Genomic DNA, 20,574 nt, shown 5'->3' with positions numbered 1-20,574 from the left:
GCTCACCGCCCCTTGTCCGCCAGGCACTGCGCCATCAGGCGCGCGGCCTCGTCCATGCGCGGACCGGGGCGCACGACCACGTCGGTCTGCTCGGCGTCGAAGCGGCACACGCGGCCTTCGCGCACCGCGCGGATGCCGCCCCAGCCGGGTCGCTGCTCCAGCCCCATCGCGCTGCGCACGCTGACCATGATGAGGTCGGGGTTCGCGCGCACGACGAACTCGGGGTTGAGCTTGGGAAAGGGGCCAAGCGACGCCGGCACGATGTTCTTCACGCCGAGCCGCGCGAGCGTCTCGCCGATGAAGGACGAATCGCCCGCCGCGTAGGGGCCGGTGTTGACCTCGAAGTACACGCGCAGGCCCTTGGCGCTGGCGGGCAGCGACTGCGCCGCGGCCGACACGGCCGCGTCGATGGCGCGCCACACGGCGGGCGCCTCGTGCGTGCCGAGCACCTGGTCGAGCGCGCCCAATACGCGGCGCACATCGGCGTGGCTCTTGGGTTCGAGCACGATCACCTTCAGGCCCAGCGCTTCGAGCCGCTGCGTGACGCGCGACGATTTGGCGAGCAGCACCACGTCGGGCTTGAGCGCGACGACGGCTTCGACGTTCGGGTCGATCCCGCCGCCGAGCTGCGGCAGCGCGCGCACCTGCGCGGGCGAGTTGGAATAGCGGTCGACGCCGATCAGGCGGTCGCAGGCGCCGAGTGCGCAGACGCCTTCGGTCAGCGACGGCAGCAGCGAGACGATGCGTTGCGGCGGTTGCACCAGATGCACGGTGACGCCGCGCTCATCGACCACATCGACGGCCTGCGCCGCCTGCGCGCCCACCACCAGGGCGAGCCCGAGCAACGACGCGCGCAACCAGGTCTTCGTGCGATCGAAGCTCATGCGCCGGGTGCCTTCAGCGTCAGCGGCAGGCCGGCGACCATCAGCGTCGCGCGATGGCAGGCGGCCGCCACGTCCTGGTTCAGCCGGCCGAGCACGTCGACGAAAGCGCGGGTCTCGCGGCCCAGCGGGATCACGCCCAGGCCGATCTCGTTGCCCACCAGCACCACGGGCCCGCGCGCCTCGCGCAGCGCGATGAGCAGCAGCGTGGCGTGCGCCGAGGGCGTGCGCGTGACCACGGCGGCGCCTTCGGTGCGCAGCGGCATCAGCAGGTTGGTGAGCCACAGCGTGAGGCAGTCGACCACCACGAGCGTGTCGGGCGCGCTCTGCGTGACGATGGCACGCCCCAGCTCGATCGGCTCCTCGAGGGTCTGCAGACCGGGCACGCGCTCGGCGCGGTCGGCCTGGTGGCGCGCGATGCGCTCGCGCATTTCGTCGTCGTGGGCCTGCGCGGTGGCGATCAACACCGCACGGCGCGATGCGGGCGCCTGGGCCAGCCAGTCGGCCGCGCGCTGTTCAGCGCGGCGCGACTTGCCGCTTTTCTGGCCGCCGAGGATGAATTCGTGCTCAGTGAGGGGCATCGGGGGGCGCCTGTGCGGCGTGGCTGTCGAGTTCGAGGGGCATGGCGCTGAAGAGCCGCGCGGTCGCTTCCGGGCTGGACGCGAACCACGCATGGAAGTAGCTCGCGCGCACGGGCCCATGCACGTACAGCGCCTCGCCGCCGCGCGTGCCGACGGTGCGCGCGGCGGGTGCGAGCGGCGTCTCGCAGCGCGAGTAGTGGAAGGTGTGGCCGCGCAGAGCATGCGCGCCCAGATCGAGCTGCTGCGGGCCGAGGCCGGCCAGCCGCTTCTGCATGACGGCCCGCCCCGGCAGCACGCCCCAGAGGCGGTGCACGTCGGTCGGCTCGGCGTCGTCGCGCGTGGCGAGTTCGTCGAACAGCGCCATCATGCCGCCGCACTCGGCCCAGATCGGCTTGCCGGCCGTGACGTGGTTGGCGAGCGAGAGCCGCAGCCGGTCGCTGGCCGACAGCACGGCCGCATGCAGCTCGGGGTAGCCGCCGGGCAGCCAGGTGGCGTCGCAAGGCGGCAGCGGTTCGTCGGCCAGCGGCGAGAAGAACGCGAGCCGCGCGCCGAGGGCTTCGAGCACCTCGAGGTTGGCCGGGTAGATGAACGAGAACGCCGTGTCGCGCGCGATGGCGATGGTGCGTCCGGCCAGCAGCGGCGCGACGGGCGCAGCGGCCTCCGGCTCGAAGCGCACCTGCGGCAGCTGCCCGGGCGCGCGCTGCCCCAGCGGCGTGGCGGCGAGCACGTCGGCCGCGGCGTCGAGCCGCACCATCGCATCGCCGAGTTCGGCGGCGCCGACCAGCCCCAGGTGGCGTTCGGGCAGCGCGAAATCGGCGCTGCGCGGCAAGGCGCCGAGCCAGTCGTCGGGCTCGCGCAATGCGTCCTTCAGCATGTCGGCATGGCGCTCGCCGGCCACGCGGTTGGCGAGCACGCCGGCCCAGGGCAGGCCCGGGCGGAAGTTCTGCAGGCCGTAGGCCAGCGCGCCGAAGGTGCCGGTCATGGCCTGCGCGTCGATCACGGCCAGCACCGGCAGGCCCAGGCGCTCGGCCAGCTCGGCCGCGCTGGGCGTACCGTCGAACAGGCCCATCACGCCTTCGACGATCACCAGGTCGGCCTCGCTCGCGGCGGCATGCAGGCGCGCGCGGCAGTCGGCCTCGCCGGTCATCCACAGGTCGAGCGAATGCACCGGCGCGCCGGTGGCCAGCGCGAGCCAGTGGGGATCGAGAAAGTCGGGCCCGCACTTGAAGGCCCGCACGCGGCGGCCCTGGCGCACGTGCAGCCGTGCCAGCGCGGCCGCGACCGTGGTCTTGCCCTGCCCCGAGGCCGGCGCGGCCACGAGCACCGCGGCGCAGGTGACGGCTGCGCCGGGCGAGGAGCGGCGGGTGTTTACTGCGGAGTCCACTTGAGTCCGACGTACGCGGTGCGGCCCCCGGTGGCGTAGAGCCGTGCGAACTGGTAGTCCTTGTCGCCCACATTGTCCACGCGCGCCACCAGGTTCAGGTCGCGCGTGATCTGCTTGCTGGCCGACAGGTTCAGCAGCGTGTAGCCGCCGAGCTTGACGGTGTTGGCCGCGTCGTCGTAGCGCTTGCCCGAGCTCTGGACCTCGGCGCCCAGCGTCCAGCCGGCGATGCGCCAGTCGGCGCCCAGCGTGCCGTGGGCCCGGGCGCGGCGTGCCAGCAGGTGGTCGGTGGCGAGGTCGCGCGGGTCCTGGTAGTCGAGCGAGGCGCGCAGCGTGACGTCGCCGATGCGGTGGCCGCCCGTGAGCGTCACGCCCTGGTAGCGTGCGCGCGCCGTGCTGGCGTAGCAGCCGAACGACGACTGGCAGCCCTTGGCGCTGCCGTCAAACACGATCAGGTTCTGCACCCGGTTGCGGTACAGCACGATGCCGGCCTGCGTGGCGCCGGCCGTGTACTGCAGGCCCAGCTCGACGTTGTGGCTCGATTCGGGCTGCAGGCTCGCCAGGCCGTACTCGCTGAAGCGCTGGTACAGCGTGGGCGCGCGGAACGCGGTGCCGGCCGACACGGTGGCGCGCAGGCTCGGCGTGATCGCGTAGCCGTAGGCGGCGCTGCCGGTGGTCTTGCCGCCGAACTCGCTGTCGTCGTCATGGCGCACGTGCAGCTGCAGCGAATGCGGGCCCTTCACGTAGCCGTAGCCCAGTGCGGCGGCGTTCTGCGAGCGGTCGCGCGAGAACAGCTTGGCCGAGGTGGTGGGCGCGTTCTCGAGCGCGTCTTCGCGGCGCTCGAGCGTGGCGGTCACCAGGTGCGCGCCGAAACGGAATTCGTTCTGGAACAGGTAGCCGCGCAGGCGGGTCTCGGTGCGGTAGAACGAAGGTTGGGTCTTGTAGACGGTCTGCGAATCGGTCACCTGCAGGCGGGTGCTGTAGATGTCGTTCCACTTGGCCGACCAGGTCAGGCCGGCGGTGCGCAGCTCGTTGGTCGACACGTCGTCGCGGAAGGTGATCGGCGGCTTGGTGCGAAAGCTCACCGACGGGTCGTAGGCCGCCTCGGTGTTGCTGGTAAGCAAGGTGGCGTCGATGCGCTGGTCGGGCGTGATCTGGAAGCCCAGCTTCAGGTTGCCCGAGGTGCTGCGGTAGCCGTCGCGGTCGGGGTTGGTGAAGCCGTCCTTCGAGGGCGTGCGCTTGGCGATCGGCTGGATGTTGAAGCCCTTGCTTTCTTCATGCGCGACGCCGAACGAGTAGTCGAGCAGGCCCGACTTGCCGCTCACGCCGCCTTCGATCCGGCGCAGGCCGTGGCTGCCGAAGCCGATGCCGGCGTAGGGCGACACGCCCTCCTCGCCGCGCTTGGTGAAAAGCTGGATCACGCCGCCCACGGCATCCGAGCCGTACACCGCGGCGGCCGGGCCGCGCAGCACTTCGATGCGGTCGATCTGCGCGAGCGGAATGCCTTCCCAGCCGGCGCCGCCGGTCGATTGCGAATCGATGCGCACGCCATCGAGGTAGACCGCGGTGAAGCGCGATTCGGCGCCGCGGATGAACACGCTGGTGGCGTTGCCCACGCCGCCGCTGCGCGAGATCTCCATGCCGGGCAGGCGCGCCAGCACGTCGGCCACGCCGGTCGCGCCGCTGCGCTCGATGGTCTTGCGGTCGATGATGGAGACATCGCCCACCAGGTCCGACAGCGCCTGCGGCGTGCGGTTGGCGGTGACCACGGTCTCGTCGAGCGTGGCAGATGCTGCTGCGGCGGCTTGCGCCTGCGCGGCCAGCGGCACCAGGGCCAGGCCGCCGAAGGCCGAGGCCAGGGCGAGCGTCAGCGGCAGGCACGCGGGACGGTTGCGGCGCACGCTGGCGCGGCCGCTGGAGAGGGAAACACAGGAAATCATGGGGTGAACCGAACGAACTTCTATGCCCTGGCCGGCTTCCCCGCCGGCGCCATGGGCGTCATGGCTGCCGATGCGGCAGCCGCCTTGTTGGCCGGTATCCGGGCTGGCAGATCGACCCTTTGCCGCCTTCCCAGGCACCTGTTTCAGGGCGCCCAGTGGCTGGATGGAAAGGGGTGACGCGTTGCGGCGTCGTCTGCTTGACCGTTGCGGGGGCAGCGCAGGCGGCTTCGGCCCCGGGGGGCGTCCACTCCTGCTTCCCGTTGAACTGCGCCGTGCGAACCACGCCGCGAGCACCAACGGGCGAGATTTTAGGCCCACGGGGCGGGCACGCCACACCGGGTTTGATCACGGACGGCGCAGGCCCCAGAATCTCGGCCACGTCCGGTGCGCGCCCCGCGCGGTGCGCCAGACCTTCCGAATTCCCGGGAAACTACAATCGCCAACCATGCCCGCCTCCAGCCCCATCGACCAGATCGCCGAGCGTGTGGAACGCCTGCTCGTGCGTCACGAAGAGGTGCAGCGCACCAACGCGCTGCTGCAGGAACAGGTCGATGCGCTCACGCGTGAACGCGACGGCCTGAAGTCGCGGCTCGCCGCGGCCCGCACCCGCCTCGATGCCCTGCTCGAACGGCTGCCGGCCGAACCCCCTTCCGAAGATTCCCATCACGCATGAAGCAGATTGAAGTACAGATCATGGGCCAGAGCTATTTGCTCGGCTGTCCCGACGGCGGCGAAGCGCAACTGCGCGAGGCCGTCGACCGCGTGGACGCGGCCATGTGCAAGATCCGCGACGCGGGCAAGGTGAAGGCACGCGACCGCATCGCCGTGCTCGCCTCGCTGAACCTGGCTTTCGATCTCGCGGCCCAGCAGGCCGCTGCTGCCGCCGCACCGGCCCCCGTCGCGGCCAGCAGCACGGAAGAAACCGCCACCGACACCGACCCGAAGGCCGCCCAGCTCATTCAGAGACTCGATCAGGCCCTGGCGGGCGATGGACATTTGCTCTGAGGGCGCGCGGCCCGGCACATCCGGGGCGTAAAATCCGTTTTGTCTGCAGACGTGTCGGGCTTAATATTTCCTTGTTCCAATGCTCTCCGGAGCCGGGCTTGGTACATCGCTTGACGGGCGTGATCATCTCGCGTCAGATGAACCCGAAGTCCTGCTGCCCTCGCCCACCTGAACCCTGGTTCAGGATGCGGGTCCGGCACACCATCTGCAGACACCTTTTCCCGCCACGGCCCCCTGCCTCACCGCTCGGGGCCGTTGCTTTTTCAGCCGCTCGTTCTTTCCCCATCCTCCCGTGAACCTCGCTGCCCTGCTCGACCCGCTCCTGATCGCCGAACTCGCCGCGCTCGGCCTGGGCACCGGTTTCCTCGCCGGCCTGCTGGGCATCGGCGGCGGCATGCTGATGGTGCCGTTCATCACGATCATCATGGGCCAGCGCGGCGTGCCGGCCGACCTGGCAGTGAAGATGGCGATCGCGACCTCGATGGCGACGATCATCTTCACGTCGGTGTCCAGCGTGCGCGCGCACCACAAGCGCGGCGCGGTGCGCTGGGACATCGTGCAGCGCCTGGCCCCCGGCATCGTCATCGGCAGCCTCGCGGGCAGCCTGGGCGTGTTCGCGCTGCTCAAGGGCACGGCGCTGGCCATCTTCTTCGCGCTGTTCGTGGGCTTCTCGGCCACGCAGATGTTCCTCGACAAGAAGCCCAAGCCCACGCGGCAGATGCCGGGCACCAGCGGCCAGCTCGCGGCGGGCGGCATCATCGGCTTCATCTCGGGCCTGGTGGGCGCGGGCGGCGGCTTTATCAGCGTGCCGTTCATGACCTGGTGCAACGTGGCGATCCACAACGCGGTGGCGACCAGCGCGGCGCTGGGCTTTCCGATCGCCGTGGCCAACGTGCTGGGCTACGTGCTCAGCGGCCAGTCGGTGCAGGGTCTGCCGGCCGGCGCCTTCGGCTACATCTGGCTGCCCGCGCTCGTGGTGATCGCGGCCTGCAGCGTGTTCACCGCGCCACTGGGCGCCAGGGCCGCGCACAGCCTGCCGGTGAAAAAGCTCAAGCGCGTGTTCGCGAGCATCCTGTACCTGCTGGCCGCCTACATGCTCTGGAAGGGCCTGCGGGGCTGAGGCATATCAAACACTCGCTGGCTTTCCTGTGCCATCCTATGTGGCAGTTCTTCACAGTCGTACAAGGAAAGCCATGAAAATCCTCATCGCAGTCGACGGCAGCGCCTACACGCAAAAAGCCCTCAACTACCTGCTGACCAACCGCGCCATGTTCGTGGACGGCCATGAGCTGGTGGTGGTGAATGTCTGCACTGGCATCTCCGGCCACGTGGCACGGCACCTCAGCAAGGAAATCGTCACCGATTACTACGCCGAGGAAAACGCCAAGGTGCTCGACCCGGTGAAGGCCTGGTTCGCCGACAAGGGCGTGACCAACTTCAAGGCCGACGCGCGCCACGGCCACGCGGCCGAGGAAATCCTCAAGTCGGCCACCGAATCGAAGGCCGAGCTGATCGTTCTCGGCACGCACGGCCACGGCATCCTGGGCCGCGCGCTGATGGGTTCGGTCGCGACCAAGGTCGTGGCCGAGACCGACATCTCGGTGTTGTTGGTCCAGTAAGCAGCCCCGGCCACCGCGGCGACGGCCGATGCGCCGTGGCCGCGGTCATGGCTGCGAGCGCTGCCGCCGCCATTCGCGCGGCGAGCACCCGAAGCGCTCGCGAAACGCGCGGCTGAAATGCGCCGCGTCGTTGAACCCTCTCCCGTACGCGATCTCTCCCACCGGCCGCCCTGCCAGGCGCGGCTCCAGCAGGTCGCGGCTGCATGCGTCGAGCCGGCGCTCCCAGATGTACTGCGAGGGCGTCAGCGGCTCGCTCTTGAACACGCGGTGGATGTGGCTCACCGACATGCCCAGCTGCGCCGCCAGCGTGCCCACCGACAGCGTCGGATCGGCCAGCTGCTCGTCGATGCGCTGCTTCACGCGCGCGAGGTGGTACGCCGTGAGCTTGCTGAGCGCCGGTGCGTGCGCCGCAGGCAGCGTCTGCAAGCCGGCCACCAAGATGTTCTGCACGCCATGGGCCACCGCCAGCGCCGAGGCCGGCTGCAGCGCGTCGAAGTCCTCGCGCAGCGTGCGGATCATGCCCAGCAGCAGGTGCCCCGCGCCCTCGCGCCCTGACACCGTGGTGGCCGTGAGCGCTTCGGTGTCGCGCAGTTCGCTGCGCAGCCGCTCGCCGGGCAGCTTGAGCACGATCTGCTCGAAGGGCCGGTCGAACAGCAATTGATAAGGCCGCGTGCTGTCGTACAGCGCGAAGTCGCCGGCGCCGAGCACGGCGTCGCGTCCGTCCTGGCGCACCACGCCTTGCCCGCGCGCCTGGATGCTCACGAGAAAACAGTCGTCGCTCGACGCCGCGATGTGGCCCGGCGTGCGCATCACCTTCTGCGCCCGCGAGGTCACGACCGACATGCCGAGGCCGGGCAGCGCGTGCTGGCGGATGCTGCCCTCGAAGTCGCCACCCCCGCCGGTGCGCACCGCGTCGCATTCGAGCTGCACGTAGACGTTGCAGATCATGTCGGTCCAGTACGCGAGCCGCTGCTCGCGCGGGACGGCATCGGTGCTGAGCAAGGGGGTCATCGGGGTCCTCGGAAGGCCTTCGCAAGGCACATGCAACGCTGGAACAAGAACGCCGCCAATCCGGGTCAAGGCGTTCCGGCGGCGCGAATTTACGCTTCATGCAACCCGCATGCCACCGCGCAAACCCGGTGCGCACAGTGGGGATTTCGTTACGTTCATTGCCCCCTGGAGAACACCCCATGCCGACCACCGTCCACCCCCAGCTCCGCGTCGCCGCCGTGCAGGCCGCGCCTGTGTTCCTCGACCTCGACGCCACCATCGACAAGACCATCGACCTCATGGCGCAGGCCGCGAAACAGGGTGTGCAGCTCATCGCCTTTCCCGAGACCTGGGTCCCGGGCTACCCGTGGTGGGTCTGGCTCGACTCGCCGGCCTGGGGCATGCAGTTCGTGCAGCGCTACCACGACAACTCGCTGGTCATCGGCTCGCCCGAGTTCGAACGCCTGCAGGCGGCGGCGCGCCAGCACAAGATCTGGCTCTCGCTCGGCTACAGCGAGAAAGCGGCGGGCAGCCTGTACATCGCGCAGGCGCTGATCGACGACCAGGGTCGTACCGTGCAGACGCGCCGCAAGCTCAAGCCCACGCACGTGGAACGCACCGTGTTCGGCGAAGGCGACGGCGCCGACCTGCACGTGGTCCAGACGCCGCTGGGCAACATCGGCTCGCTGTGCTGCTGGGAACACCTGCAGCCGCTGAGCAAGTACGCGATGTACGCGCAGAACGAGCAGATCCACTGCGGCGCATGGCCGAGCTTCTCGCTCTACCGCGGCGCGGCCTACGCGCTGGGCCATGAGGTCAACAACGCCGCGAGCCAGGTGTATGCGGTCGAGGGCGGCTGCTTCGTCATCGCGCCTTGCGCCACGGTGTCGAAGGCCATGAGCGAGCTGATGTGCACCGACGACGGCAAGCGGCAGATGCTGGGCGTCGGCGGCGGGCATGCGCGCATCTACGGCCCGGACGGTTCGCCACTGGGCACGCCGCTGGCCGAAGACGCCGAGGGCCTGGTGATCGCCGACATCGACCTCGGGATGATCGCGCTCGCCAAGGCGGCGGCCGATCCGAGCGGCCACTATTCGCGGCCCGACGTCACACAGCTGCTGCTGAACAAGACGCGGCGCACGCCCGTGGTGGTGCAGCTCACGCCGGAGCCCGAGGGCAGCGTGCCCGAGCCGGTCGTGGCCTGAGCCGACCACGGAGCCGCACCATGGAATCGGCCATTCCCGAGCACCTGCGCTGCCCGCGCACCCGCGAGCGTCGCGTGGCAGGCGACCACACCCCGCCCTACCCCGGCTGGTCGGCGCGCGCGCCCGTGGCGACGACCCAGGTCGTGATGGGCTATTTCGGCGTGCAGTCGCGCGGTCCGGCGATGCAGGGCCGGGCCTGCGCCGCGCTCCTGAAAATCGCTGGCGACTTCGCCCTGCCCGACGGCCCCGGTCACCACGACCTGGCCCATTGCGTGGACGCCGACGGGTACGACAACCTGATCGCCATCGCCTATTGGCGCGATGCGGCGGCGTTCGCGCGCTGGTGTGCCACGCCCGCCGTCGAAGCCTGGTGGAACGCCAACGAGCGGTTGCACGAGGGCCTCGGCTACTTCCGAGAAATCGCTTCCCCGCGTGCTGCGCACTTCGAGACCCTGTTCAGCACGCCCGACCGCCTCGAGGGCATCGGCGTGGTGATGGGCGGTGTGAGCGGCGAACTGCAGGAGCACGGCTACTGGGGGTCGATGCGCGATCGGCTCCCGCTCGCGCAGGCCGACGCGCTCGCGCCTTCGGGCACGCGCGCGGTGATCGCCGGCACGCCTGCACCGGGTCAGCGCGTGCGCATCGCGGGCCACGCGCACCTCGCGATGATCCGTTCGGGCCAGGAATGGACCGAGACCAGCGGCCAGGAACGCCAGCGCTACCTGGAAGACATGGCCCCGGTGCTGCGCGACGGCATGGACTTCCTGCGCGACCAGGGCCTGCCCATCGGCTGCTACAGCAACCGCTTCATGCACCACCTCGACGCACACGGTGCACCGCTGCAGAAGTCCTTCGGCCTGAGCTACTGGCGCTCGCTGGCCGACATGGAGCGCTGGGCCGAGTCGCACCCGACACACGTCGCGATCTTCGGCAGCTTCATGCGCTACGTGCAGGCGCTGAACTTCGAGCTGCGCCTGCGCCTGTACCACGAGGTGTCGGTGCTCAAGGCCGACGAGCAGAGCTACGAGTACATCAACTGCCACGCGCGCAGCGGGCTGATGAACGGGCTCGCGCCCCCCGCCTGAAGCCCGGGCGCGCGGCGGGGCTCAGGCGGCGAACAGTCCCTTGTGCTCGGCGCGCAGCAGCGCCTTCTGCACCTTGCCCATCGTGTTGCGCGGCAGTTCCGGCACGACGAAGCAGCGCTTCGGGATCTTGAAGTTCGCCAGCTTGGCCTTGAGCTCGGCCACGATGGCGTCGGCGTCGATCGTGGCGCCGCCCTTGGGGATCACAATGGCCACGCCCACCTCGCCGAAGTCGGGATGCGGCACGCCGATGACGGCGCTTTCGGCCACGCCGGCCATCTCGTTGATGTAGCCCTCGATCTCGGCCGGGTAGACGTTGTAGCCGCCGCTGATGATCAAATCTTTGCTGCGCCCGACGATAGTGATGTAGCCGCGCGCATCGATCTTGCCCACGTCGCCGGTCTTGAAGAAGCCGTCGGCGGTGAATTCTTCCTTCGTCTTCTCGGGCATGCGCCAGTAGCCGGCGAACACGTTGGGGCCCTTCACCTGGATGCCGCCGATCTCGTCGACCGGCAGGTCCTTGCCCTCGTCGTCGCGCACGCGCAGCTGCACGCCGGGCAGCGCGAAGCCGACGGTGCCGCCGCGGCGCTCGCCCTTCTTGGCGTCATACGGGTTGGACGTGAGCATGGCGGTCTCGCTCATGCCGTAGCGTTCGAGGATGGTGTGGCCGGTGCGCTCGCGCCATTCGTCGAAGGTCTCGATGAGCAGCGGCGCCGAGCCCGCGACGAACAGGCGCATGGTGCGCACCGCCTCGCGCGTGAGGCCCGGCTCGGCCAGCAGGCGCACGTAGAGCGTGGGCACGCCCATGAACACGGTGGCCTCGGGCAGCTTGGCGACGATGCGCTTGGGGTCGAACTTCGAGAACCACAGGATCTTGCTGCCGTTGAGCAGCGCGCCGTGCAGCGCCACGAACAGGCCGTGCACGTGGAAGATCGGCAGCGCGTGAATCAGCACGTCGCCCTTCGTCCAGCCCCAGTAGTCCTTGAGCACTTCGGCGTTCGACAGCAGGTTGCGGTGCGTGAGCATCGCGCCCTTGCTGCGGCCGGTGGTGCCGCTGGTGTACAGGATGGCGGCGAGGTCGTCGGGCTTCTTGAGCGCCACGGTGTGGCGGTCGCTGCAGCGCGCCGCCGCATCGAGCAGCGTGCCGGTGCGGTCGTCGTCCAGCGTGAACACATGGCGCGTGCCGGCCGCCTCGGCGATGGGGCGCACCCAGGCCGCGTTGCGGCCGGTGCACACGACTACGGCGGGCTCGGCATTGCCGATGAAGTACTCGATCTCGGCGCTCTGGTAGGCCGTGTTGAGCGGCAGGAACACGTAGCCCGCGCGCAAGGTCGCGAGGTACAGCAGCATGGCTTCGACCGATTTCTCGACCTGCACGGCGACGCGCGCGCCCTTCTCGAGCTTCAGGCCGTCGAGCAGGTTGGCGATCATCGCGCTGGCGCGGTCGAGGTCGCGCCACGAATAGTGCAGGCCGTTGTCGGTCTCGACCGCGATGGCATCGAGGTCAGCGGGAAAGGCGGCGCGCAAGGCGGCGAACAGGTTGGCGTTGGGGGAGGACTTCGTCTTCATCATCTTCGTCATCATCGAACGGCAGGCTCAGGAAGAGCGGAAATTCGGAGGGCGCTTGCCCAGGAAGGCCTCGATGCCTTCGCGGTGCTCGGCGGTGTCGGCATAGTCGTACGCGGTGGCCAGCAGCTGCTGTGCCGCCGCGCCGCCACTCTTGAGTGCGGTGAAGGTGGCCTTGTGCAAGCGCGCGGCCTGGGGCGACAGCGCGGCAATGCGCGCCGCATGCGCCTGCGCAGCGGCCGGCACCTCGGCGTCGGGCAGCACGTGCAAGAGAAAGCCGGCGTCGTACAGCCGCTGCGCGCCATGCACGCCGGCGGCCAGCAGCATGTCGCGCGCCAGCACGTCGCCGATGGCGCCATGCACCAGCGCGGCTTCGCGCGGCGCCATCGGAAAGCCCAGCTTCGCGATGGGCGCGCCGAACTTCGCCGACGCGCCGGCCAGGCGGATGTCGCAGCAGCTGGCGATCTCGACGCCGGCGCCCATGCAGGCGCCTTCGATCTGGGCCACCAGCGGCAGCGGGCAGTCGAGCATCGCCTGCAGCGCGGCCCAGACTTCGTTCTCGTGGAATTCGCGCAGGCTCGCTTCCTCGAAGCGGAACGAGGGGTACTCGGAGATGTCGCCGCCCGCGCAGAAGGCACCGCCCTCCCCGCGCACGACGACGCAGCGCAGCGCGGTGTCGCCGTGCAGGTCGTCGAACACGGCGCGCAACGCGCGCCACATGGCGCGCGTCATCGCATTGAGACGCCCCGGGTTCGACAGCGTGACGAGCGCCACAGCGCCGTCGCGGCGCAGCGAGACCTGCCGCTCGCTCATTCGAGCTTGGCGCCCGAGGCCTTCACGACGGTCGCCCATCGCTTGATCTCGGCGTTGACGAAGCGGCCGTAGGCGGCGGTCGTGACGTTCGGGATCTCGGAGCCGTTCTGTGCCCAGATGGCCTTCAGCTCGTCGGTGCCCAGCGCCTTCTTCATCGTGTCGATGATCTGCGTCTGCGCTTCGGCCGGCGTGCCCTTGGGCGCCCACAGGCCGTACCAGGTGGTGACGGTGTAGTCGGGCAGGCCGACCTCGGCGGCGCAGGGCACGTCGGGGAACGCGGGGTTGCGCTTGGCGCCGGCCACCATGAGCGCCTTGATGCGGCCGCCCTTGATGTGCTGCGCGGAAGAACCCAGCCCGTCGAACATCAGGTCGACGTTGCCCGCGATCAGGTCGGACAGCGCCGGACCCGCGCCGCGGTACGGAATGTGCGTGATGAAGGTGCCGGTCTGCAGCTTGAACAACTCGCCCGCCAGGTGGTGCGAGGTGCCCGAGCCGGCCGAGCCGTAGTTGAGCTTGCCGGGGTTGCGCTTGGCGGTGGCAATCAGCTCCTGGATGGTCGCGGCCTGCACCCGCTTCGGGTTGACCACCACCACCTGCGGCACGTTGGCCAGCAGCATCAGCGGCACGAAGTCTTTCTCGAGGTCGTAGTCGAGCTTGGGGTAGATCGACGGCGCGATCGCGTGGTGCACGGCGCCCATGAAGAGCGAGTAGCCGTCGGCCGGCAGCTTGGCCGCGATGCTCGCGCCCACGGTGCCGCCCGCGCCGCCGCGGTTGTCGATGACCAGCGTCTGGCCTGCCGCGCGGGAGAACTGCGCCGACAGCGGGCGCGCGAAGGCGTCGGTGCCTCCGCCGGCCGGGAACGGCACCACCATGGTCACGGGCTTGGTCGGCCAGCCCTGGGCACGTGCGCCACCGCACAGGGCCACGGCCCCGGCTGCTGCGGCGACGCGCAGCACATCGCGTCGTTGAAAACTCTGTTGCGTCATCTGTCTCGTCTCCTGTCGTCGTCGTTGTAGATGTTGCCGCCCTCCGGCGGTCAAGGTGCGGGCCGCAGCGCTGCCGCGGCGAAGCGAACGGACTCAGCCTTTTTTGAGGAACAGGCCTTCGATGTCTCCCGAAACCGCGATCTTGCCTTCGGCCAGCCAGGTGCGATGCCGGTCCAGGCGCTTGAGGTCGTACAGGTAGTTGACCATGAGGCCGTACGACTGCTTGAGCCCCTTGGCCGACGGGTCGCCGGCCCAATTGAGCCGCTCGACGCGCGCGCCGTTGCCCAGGTGAAAGCGCGCCACCGGGTCGGCCGGCGTGCCGTCGACCAGCGTGCGGCCCAGGTACTCGGCGGTGGCCTGCAGCAGCCACTGGCGCAGCGGCGATTTCGCGTCGAGTTCTGCGGCCGCATCGACCGCCGCCAGCAGGCGCTCGGCCGTGGGCGGCACCGAGCCGACGAGGCGGCCGAGTTCGGCTTCGCGCTTCTCGTCCAGGCGCGGCAGCAGCTCGGCGGCGTTCTTGGCGAGCCACGCGCGCAGGCCCGGAATGGGCGACAGCGTGGCGAAGGTCTTCAGGCGCGGCAGTTCGTCCTGCAGGGTCTCGACCACGCGCTTGATGAGCGAGTCGCCGAAGCTCACGCCGCGCAGGCCGGTTTGCGTGTTGCTGATCGAATAGAAGATCGCGGTGGTCGCCTTGGCCGGCTGCACCGGCACGGCGGCCTCGTCGAGCAGCGGCATGATGCCTTCGCTGATGCGGTCGACCAGCGCCACCTCGACGAAGATGAGCGGCTCGTTCGGCAGGCGCGGATGGAAGAAGCCGTAGCAGCGGCGGTCGCTGTCATCGAGCCGGTTCTTCACGTCGGACCAGCTCTTGATGTCGTGCACCGCCTCGTAGCGGATGAGCTTCTCGATCAGCGAGGCCGGCGAGTTCCAGTCGATGCGGCGCAGCTCGAGAAAAGCCACGTCGAACCAGGTGGAAAACAGGTGCTCCAGCTCGGCCTCGAGCGCGAGCAGGCGCTTGTCGGACTTCAGGCACGGCAGCAGGTCGGCGCGCAGGTCGACCAGGAAGCGCATGCCGCCGGGCTCGACCGCGAAGCGCTGCAGCAGCCGCATGCGCGGCGACACCAGCGCGCGGCGCAGGCGCAGCTCGGCCTGCCCTTCGTCGGGCGTGCCGACGGCGCTCTGGTGCTGATCGCGCGCGCTCTTGAGCTTGCCCGCGTCGGCGGCGAAATGCTCGCTCATGAGCGCCCAGTAGTCGCGGCGCTCTTCGGGCGAGGCGCCGGCGTAGGCCTGCGCGATGGCATGGGCGCGGCGGCCGCCCTCGACCTCGCTCACGCGCGGATCGATCACCGCCTGCAGCTCGGCCAGCACGCGGCGCAGCGTGCGCGGCGACAGCGCCTCGTCGGCCTTGCGCAGCGTGGCCTGCAGCCGCTCGGCGGTGGTGCGGGCGCTGGGCTTGGGCGTGTGGCGGGCCGGGCCTTTCGTGGCGCCGTTGCTCGCCACGGGAACCTTGGACGATTCGCCCATGCGCAGGCGCGCCTGGAACCACTCGGTCGCACTCATCGATCTGCTCCTGTGCCGTTGGCTGGATGGGTGGCGCCTGTCACGGCATCACCCGGGATTTCTGCTGTTGCATCACTTCGCGCAAGGCTTCGCGCTGGCGCGTCATGTGGGTGCGCATGGCGGCGTCGGCGCCTTCGCTGTCGCGTGCCTTGAGCGCCGCGAACACGGCCAGGTGCTCCGACAGGCTCTGGTCGAGCCGCCCCGGCGCGTGCAGCTGCTGCAGCCGCGCCAGCTTCAGGATCTTGCGCAGGTCGCCGATCACCTGGGCCAGCCACTTGTTGTCGGCGAGCTTGATGATCGCCTCGTGAATGATGTGGTTGGTGGCGTAGTAGTCGTTGATGCGCCGCGCCTTGGCGTGGCGCACCAGGCGCTCGTGCAGCGCGTCGAGCTCGTTCAACTCGGCGTCACTGGCGTTGCGCGCGGCCTCGTAGGCGCAGCGCCCTTCGAGCAGCGCGATGACCGGAAAGATCTCGTCCAGGTCGCGCTCGGTCACCTCGTTCACGAAGCAGCCGCGGCGCGGCTCGTGGCGCAGCAGGCCTTCGGCCGTGAGCACCTTCAGCGCCTCGCGCAGCGGCGTGCGCGAGATCGACAGCCGCTCGCACAGGGCCACCTCGTCCACGAAGCTGCCGGGCGACAGCGTGCCGTCGAAGATCTGCTCGCGCAGCGTGGCGGCGACTTCGTCGTGGAGGGAATTGGGGACCAGGCGCATGCGTTGAGGACTCGGAAAGTCGGTGGGCGTTTCGCGTAATTTCCTGTAATTACGCATAATTGTGAGTGCATGGTTAACGCAATGCAAGGGCCGCGCCCTGCCCTTGCGGCCCGGAATTACCCTGAGACGGACGAAAAAAAGCGGCGCGCACCCGAAGGTGCTGCGCCGCGTTATGCGGGGGTCTGAAAGATCAGGCGCGCGCGGTGCTGCCGGTCTTTCCGGCGCGGCCGAACCAGATCCACAGCGCGATGCCACCGATCACCATCGGCACGCTGAGCCACTGGCCCTGGCTCAGGCTGAGCGCGCGCAGGCCCAGGAAATCGTCGGGCTCGCGGAAGTACTCGGCCACGAAGCGCAGCACGCCATAGCCGATGAGGAACACGGCGGCCACCTGCCCCTGCTTGCGCTCCTTGCGCGCATAGAGCCACATCACGACGAACAGCAGCAGGCCTTCGAGCAGGAACTGGTAGACCTGCGACGGATGGCGCGGCAGCATCGAACCGCTTTGCGGGAACACCATGCCCCAGGGCAGGTCGGGACTGCTGAAGCGGCCCCACAGCTCGCCGTTGATGAAGTTGCCCACGCGGCCTGCGGCCAGGCCGGTCGGCACGCAAGGCGCGACGAAGTCCATCACCTGCCAGAACGGCCGCGCACGCGAGCGCGAGAACCACACCATGGCGCCGATCACGCCGAGCAGGCCGCCATGGAAGCTCATGCCGCCCTGCCACACATAAAGAATCTCGAGCGGATGCGTGAGGTAGTACTCGGGCTTGTAGAACAGGCAGTAGCCGAGCCGGCCGCCGACGATCACGCCCATGACGCCCAGGAACAGGATGTCCTCGATGTCCTTGCGTTGCCACACGCCGGCCGTGGCCAGCGAGCGGAACGGCTCGTGGTGCAGGCGGCGCGTGCCCAGAAAGTAAAACAGCGCGAAGGCCGCCAGGTAGGTCAGGCCGTACCAGTGGATGGCCACCGGCCCCAGCTGCAAGGCGATGGGATTGATCTGCGGATACATGAGCATCCGACGATTGTGCCGTGGCGCAATGACGCCGCCGCCACGGGGGCATTCAGGGCAATGTCAGCGCCCGAACTTCCACCACAGCAACCCCGCCACCAGGGCCGGCACCGCGAAGATGAACAGGAAGATCGGCAGCTCCTCGGCCACCGAGTACCCGGCCTTGAGCACGCCCACGGCCATGTTGATGCCCGCGCCGACGAACCACGCCGGAATGAACCACTTGGCCGCCGCGGCCAGCGCCATCGTCGAGCCGTCGCCCATGAAGCGGCCGGCCAGAAGAAACACCACCAGCAGCGCGAAGCCGCCTCCCATCACCATGACTGTGTGCATCTGCGTTGCCCTCCTGGGCGCATCTTGCCGGATATCGGCGGGTCAGCGCGTGGTGTAGCCACCGTTGGCGAAGATGGTCTGGCCCGTGATCCACCAGCCTTCGGTGACCAGGAAGCGCACGATGGGCGCAATGTCCTCGATGTCGGTGAGGCCCTTCTTCGAGTACTTGCTGAGCGCGGCGGCGCTGCTGTGGTACGCCACGGCCTCGGGGCTTTCCTGGCCGTAGAAGAACGGCGTGTCCATCGGGCCCGGGCCGATGGCATTCACCGAGATGCCGCGGTCGCCGAACTCCTTGGAGGCCGCGCGCGTGTAGTGCTCCACCGCCGCCTTGGCCGCCGGGTAGATGGCATAGAACGGCGTGTAGGCCGCCAGCAGCGAGCTCACCAGCGTCACGATGCTGCCGCCGTCGGCCATGGTGCGGCCGGCCTGCTGGATGAAGAAGAAGGCCGCCTTGGCGTTGGCGTCGAAGCTCTTGTCGTAGTCGGCCTCGGTGATGTCCAGGATCGGCTTCTTGATCACCACGCCCGCCGTGTTGATCGCCAGGTCGACCTGGCCGAAGTGCTTCACGGCCTGGTCGAACAGCTTCACGTTGTTCTCGACCACGGCGAGGTCGCCCTGCACCAGCAGCGTGTCGGCGCCCTTGGCCTTCAGCGCGGCGGCCGTCTGCTCCGCCTCGCCGCGCGAGCCGTCGCTGTTGTAGTGGATGGCGATGCCGCGGGCGCCGCCGTCGACCAGTTGGTGGGCGATGAGGGCACCGAGGTTCTTGCCACCGCCGGCGATGACGGCGACCTTGTTCGTGAGCGTGCGTGCGGACATGGATGGATTCCTCTGAGTGAGTGAAAGACCCGGGACGGGATGTGTGACGAGCCGCCAGTCTATTGATCGCCAAGTTGCAGATAAATCATTCATTCAAGGCTAGACTGTTCTGAAAACCACGAACAATCAGCCCCGCCGCCATGGACCGCATCGAACTCCTCCAGGTCTTCCTGCGCGTGGCCGAAACCGGCAGCTTCACGCGCGCCGCCGACCGGCTGGCCCTGCCGCGCGCCACCATCTCGACCGCCATCCAGCAGCTCGAGGCGCGCCTGGGTTCGCGCCTGCTGCACCGCACCACACGCCGCGTGGGCCTCACGCCCGACGGCGAGGTGCTGCTCGAGCGGGCCCGCGCGCTGGTGGCCGACATGGAAGACATGGAGCAGCAGTTCCAGCCCGCGCACAGCAGCGTGAGCGGCCGGCTCAAGGTCGACGTGCCCAGCCGCATCGCGCGCCTGCTGATCGCGCCGGCGTTGCCCGACTTCTTTGCGCACCACCCGGCGGTCGAACTGGAACTCGGTTCCAGCGACCGCGCGGTCGACCTCGTGCTCGAAGGTGTGGACTGCGCCCTGCGCGTCGGCCCGCTCGCCAGCAGCAGCCTCGTGGCCCGGCCGCTGGGGTATTTCACGCTCATCAACTGCGCCAGCCCCGCCTACCTCGCGCGTCACGGCACGCCGCGCACGACGGCCGACCTGCCGCAGCACATGGCGGTCAACTACGCCTCGCCGACCAGCGGCCGGGCCGCGCCCTGGGAGTGGCAAGTGCGCGACGGCGAGACCCAGGTGTTGCGCCTGCGCAGCCAGGTGGCGGCGAACAACGCCGAGACCTACATCGCCTGCGCGCTGGCCGGGCTGGGCCTGATCCAGATCCCGGCCTACGACGTGCGCGAGCACCTGGCGGCCGGCGAGCTGGTGGAAGTGCTGCCCGACGCGCGCGCCGAGCCGCTGCCGGTGCACCTGGTCTACCCGCACCGGCGCAATCTGTCGCGGCGGGTGCAGGCCTTCGCGGGCTGGCTCGATGCGCTGCTGGCGGCCTCGCTCGATGCGCCCTCGCCCGCCGGCCGGGCGGCGCGCAGCGCCTGAGCCTTACGCCGGCACGCGCCCGGCCCGCTCGCGCACGAAGGCCACGAAGCGCGCCAGCGCCGGGTGCGCCGCCTGCGCGGGCCACACGAGGCTGGTCTCGCACACCGGCAGCGTCACGCGGCGGCGCCCCACGCCCTTGAACTCGTGGACCTGCCGGTAGACCACGCCCGCGCGCCGGAACTGCATCACGCTGTGCGGCACCCAGGCCGCGCCGATGCCGCCCGACACGAGGTTGACGATGGTCTGCATCTGGATCGCCTCCTGCGCCACCCGGGGCGTGCGCCCGGCCGCGTGGTACAGGTCGAAGATCGCGTCGTGCAGCGAGGGCACGATGCGGCGCGGAAAGATCACCAGCGGCTCGTCCAGCACCTCGGCCAGCGGCACGGGCCGCGCCTCGGCCAGCCGGTGCTGGGCGGGCAGCGCGAGCACCAGCGGCTCCACCTCGACCGGCAGGCAGGCCAGCCCCGGCGGCGCGGCGCCCGGCGAATGCAGCATCAGGCCGGCATCGATCTCGCCGCGCGCGAAGGCTTCGAGCTGCACGTCGCCGGTGGCCTCGACCAGCTCCAGCGCCACCTCGGGGCACAGCACGCGGAACTCGCGCACCCAGGCCGGCAGCTGCTCGAACCCGACCGTCGAAACGAAGGCGATGCGCACGCGCCCCACCTGCCCCGCCGCGGCCGCACGCGCCCGCGCCGGCAGCGCCTGGGCACGCGCCAGCAGCTCGCGCACGTCGGGCAGCAGCGCTTCGCCGGCCGGCGTGAGCGCCACGCGGCGGCGCGTGCGGTCGAACAGCACCACGCCCAGCGTTTTCTCGAGCTGGGCAATGGCCTGCGTGACCGGCGGCTGCGTCATGTGCAGGCGCAGGGCGGCGCGGCCGAAGTGCAGTTCTTCGGCCACGGCCACGAACTGACGCCAGGCGCGCAGGTCGATGAGGGCTTCATTCATACGCTGAGCATATCAATCCATGCTTCAAATTGGATTGGAACCAATCAATCAGAAGTCCGATACTTGGC

At 69.7% G+C, this 20,574-nt stretch carries 21 protein-coding genes and 1 riboswitch; of the genes, 7 read left to right on the top strand and 14 right to left on the bottom strand.

The features are described 5' to 3' along the window. Nucleotides 1-2: 2 nt before the first annotated feature. The 4 genes from AC07OH_RS05065 to AC07OH_RS05050 are packed head-to-tail and all read right to left on the bottom strand — an operon-like array spanning nucleotide 3 to nucleotide 4,783. A complete protein-coding gene (locus AC07OH_RS05065) occupies nucleotides 3-884 on the bottom strand; it encodes an ABC transporter substrate-binding protein (protein ID WP_495299823.1) in 882 nt (293 codons plus the stop codon). Then, entirely contained in the window at nucleotides 881-1,462 is a 582-nt protein-coding gene (locus tag AC07OH_RS05060) for a bifunctional adenosylcobinamide kinase/adenosylcobinamide-phosphate guanylyltransferase (RefSeq protein WP_070060494.1), read from the bottom strand. Before AC07OH_RS05060 ends, AC07OH_RS05065 begins: the two co-directional genes overlap by 4 nt. Beyond that, the gene (locus AC07OH_RS05055) at nucleotides 1,449-2,846 is read right to left on the bottom strand and encodes a cobyrinic acid a,c-diamide synthase CobB (protein ID WP_495299822.1); all 1,398 of its coding nucleotides are present in this window, start codon (nucleotides 2,844-2,846) and stop codon (nucleotides 1,449-1,451) included. Before AC07OH_RS05055 ends, AC07OH_RS05060 begins: the two co-directional genes overlap by 14 nt. Then, on the bottom strand, nucleotides 2,831-4,783 hold the full coding sequence (locus tag AC07OH_RS05050) for a TonB-dependent receptor domain-containing protein (RefSeq protein ID WP_495299821.1): 1,953 nt from the start codon (nucleotides 4,781-4,783) through the stop codon (nucleotides 2,831-2,833). The genes AC07OH_RS05055 and AC07OH_RS05050 overlap by 16 nt, the downstream gene beginning before the upstream one ends. Before the next feature lie 72 nt (nucleotides 4,784-4,855). After that, nucleotides 4,856-5,095, bottom strand: a riboswitch (cobalamin riboswitch). A gap of 133 nt (nucleotides 5,096-5,228) precedes the next feature. Here AC07OH_RS05050 and AC07OH_RS05045 point away from each other — a divergent pair. The 4 genes from AC07OH_RS05045 (at nucleotide 5,229) to AC07OH_RS05030 (ending at nucleotide 7,407) form a co-directional block, all read left to right on the top strand. Beyond that, on the top strand, nucleotides 5,229-5,456 hold the full coding sequence (locus AC07OH_RS05045) for a hypothetical protein (RefSeq protein WP_056581479.1): 228 nt from the start codon (nucleotides 5,229-5,231) through the stop codon (nucleotides 5,454-5,456). Continuing rightward, nucleotides 5,453-5,788: a cell division protein ZapA gene (locus AC07OH_RS05040; RefSeq protein ID WP_062480529.1), complete on the top strand. Its 336-nt coding sequence runs from the start codon at nucleotides 5,453-5,455 to the stop codon at nucleotides 5,786-5,788. The genes AC07OH_RS05045 and AC07OH_RS05040 overlap by 4 nt, the downstream gene beginning before the upstream one ends. Before the next feature lie 292 nt (nucleotides 5,789-6,080). Beyond that, the gene (locus tag AC07OH_RS05035; RefSeq protein ID WP_495299820.1) at nucleotides 6,081-6,908 is read left to right on the top strand and encodes a sulfite exporter TauE/SafE family protein; all 828 of its coding nucleotides are present in this window, start codon (nucleotides 6,081-6,083) and stop codon (nucleotides 6,906-6,908) included. Nucleotides 6,909-6,981: 73 nt separating this feature from the next. Beyond that, the gene (locus AC07OH_RS05030) at nucleotides 6,982-7,407 is read left to right on the top strand and encodes a universal stress protein (protein ID WP_495299819.1); all 426 of its coding nucleotides are present in this window, start codon (nucleotides 6,982-6,984) and stop codon (nucleotides 7,405-7,407) included. Nucleotides 7,408-7,452: 45 nt separating this feature from the next. On the opposite strand, the gene AC07OH_RS05025 is transcribed toward AC07OH_RS05030, so the two are convergent. Then, entirely contained in the window at nucleotides 7,453-8,418 is a 966-nt protein-coding gene (locus tag AC07OH_RS05025; protein ID WP_495299818.1) for an AraC-like ligand-binding domain-containing protein, read from the bottom strand. Between the two features lie 179 nt (nucleotides 8,419-8,597). On the opposite strand from AC07OH_RS05025, the gene AC07OH_RS05020 reads away from it, so the two are divergent. Beyond that, the gene (locus AC07OH_RS05020) at nucleotides 8,598-9,602 is read left to right on the top strand and encodes a carbon-nitrogen hydrolase family protein (protein WP_492742217.1); all 1,005 of its coding nucleotides are present in this window, start codon (nucleotides 8,598-8,600) and stop codon (nucleotides 9,600-9,602) included. Between the two features lie 20 nt (nucleotides 9,603-9,622). After that, the gene (locus tag AC07OH_RS05015; protein ID WP_495299817.1) at nucleotides 9,623-10,687 is read left to right on the top strand and encodes a phenylacetaldoxime dehydratase family protein; all 1,065 of its coding nucleotides are present in this window, start codon (nucleotides 9,623-9,625) and stop codon (nucleotides 10,685-10,687) included. A gap of 21 nt (nucleotides 10,688-10,708) precedes the next feature. Here AC07OH_RS05015 and AC07OH_RS05010 read toward each other — a convergent pair whose 3' ends face one another. From AC07OH_RS05010 to AC07OH_RS04975, 8 genes are all read right to left on the bottom strand, one after another. Next, complete coding sequence (locus tag AC07OH_RS05010) at nucleotides 10,709-12,253, bottom strand: malonate--CoA ligase (protein ID WP_495300958.1); 1,545 nt, start codon at nucleotides 12,251-12,253, stop codon at nucleotides 10,709-10,711. 27 nt (nucleotides 12,254-12,280) lie between these two features. Next, nucleotides 12,281-13,063, bottom strand: a complete 783-nt coding sequence (locus AC07OH_RS05005) for an enoyl-CoA hydratase/isomerase family protein (protein WP_495299816.1) — start codon at nucleotides 13,061-13,063, stop codon at nucleotides 12,281-12,283. Continuing rightward, a complete protein-coding gene (locus AC07OH_RS05000) occupies nucleotides 13,060-14,049 on the bottom strand; it encodes a Bug family tripartite tricarboxylate transporter substrate binding protein (RefSeq protein WP_495299815.1) in 990 nt (329 codons plus the stop codon). Before AC07OH_RS05000 ends, AC07OH_RS05005 begins: the two co-directional genes overlap by 4 nt. A gap of 93 nt (nucleotides 14,050-14,142) precedes the next feature. Next, nucleotides 14,143-15,609, bottom strand: coding sequence for a malonyl-CoA decarboxylase (locus AC07OH_RS04995; RefSeq protein ID WP_492685539.1), 1,467 nt, complete (start codon nucleotides 15,607-15,609; stop codon nucleotides 14,143-14,145). A 40-nt stretch (nucleotides 15,610-15,649) separates the two neighbouring features. Beyond that, nucleotides 15,650-16,318 (bottom strand): GntR family transcriptional regulator, encoded by a 669-nt coding sequence (locus tag AC07OH_RS04990; RefSeq protein ID WP_062480546.1) that lies wholly within the window; start codon nucleotides 16,316-16,318, stop codon nucleotides 15,650-15,652. Between the two features lie 190 nt (nucleotides 16,319-16,508). Next, nucleotides 16,509-17,339 carry a prolipoprotein diacylglyceryl transferase gene (gene lgt / locus AC07OH_RS04985; protein WP_495299814.1) on the bottom strand — a complete coding sequence of 277 codons (831 nt, stop codon included), beginning with the start codon at nucleotides 17,337-17,339 and terminating at the stop codon, nucleotides 16,509-16,511. Between the two features lie 57 nt (nucleotides 17,340-17,396). Then, nucleotides 17,397-17,666 carry a hypothetical protein gene (locus tag AC07OH_RS04980; protein ID WP_492695956.1) on the bottom strand — a complete coding sequence of 90 codons (270 nt, stop codon included), beginning with the start codon at nucleotides 17,664-17,666 and terminating at the stop codon, nucleotides 17,397-17,399. 42 nt (nucleotides 17,667-17,708) lie between these two features. Beyond that, nucleotides 17,709-18,482: an SDR family oxidoreductase gene (locus AC07OH_RS04975; protein ID WP_495299813.1), complete on the bottom strand. Its 774-nt coding sequence runs from the start codon at nucleotides 18,480-18,482 to the stop codon at nucleotides 17,709-17,711. A 140-nt stretch (nucleotides 18,483-18,622) separates the two neighbouring features. On the opposite strand from AC07OH_RS04975, the gene AC07OH_RS04970 reads away from it, so the two are divergent. Beyond that, the gene (locus tag AC07OH_RS04970; RefSeq protein WP_495299812.1) at nucleotides 18,623-19,561 is read left to right on the top strand and encodes a LysR family transcriptional regulator; all 939 of its coding nucleotides are present in this window, start codon (nucleotides 18,623-18,625) and stop codon (nucleotides 19,559-19,561) included. Between the two features lie 3 nt (nucleotides 19,562-19,564). On the opposite strand, the gene AC07OH_RS04965 is transcribed toward AC07OH_RS04970, so the two are convergent. After that, entirely contained in the window at nucleotides 19,565-20,506 is a 942-nt protein-coding gene (locus AC07OH_RS04965; RefSeq protein WP_495299811.1) for a LysR family transcriptional regulator, read from the bottom strand. Between the last annotated feature and the right edge of the window lie 68 nt (nucleotides 20,507-20,574).

This window comes from Variovorax sp. GW821-FHT10C12 (assembly GCF_059415405.1).
Note: the sequence above shows the minus strand (reverse complement) of the source record. Positions and strands in the feature narration are given on the sequence as shown.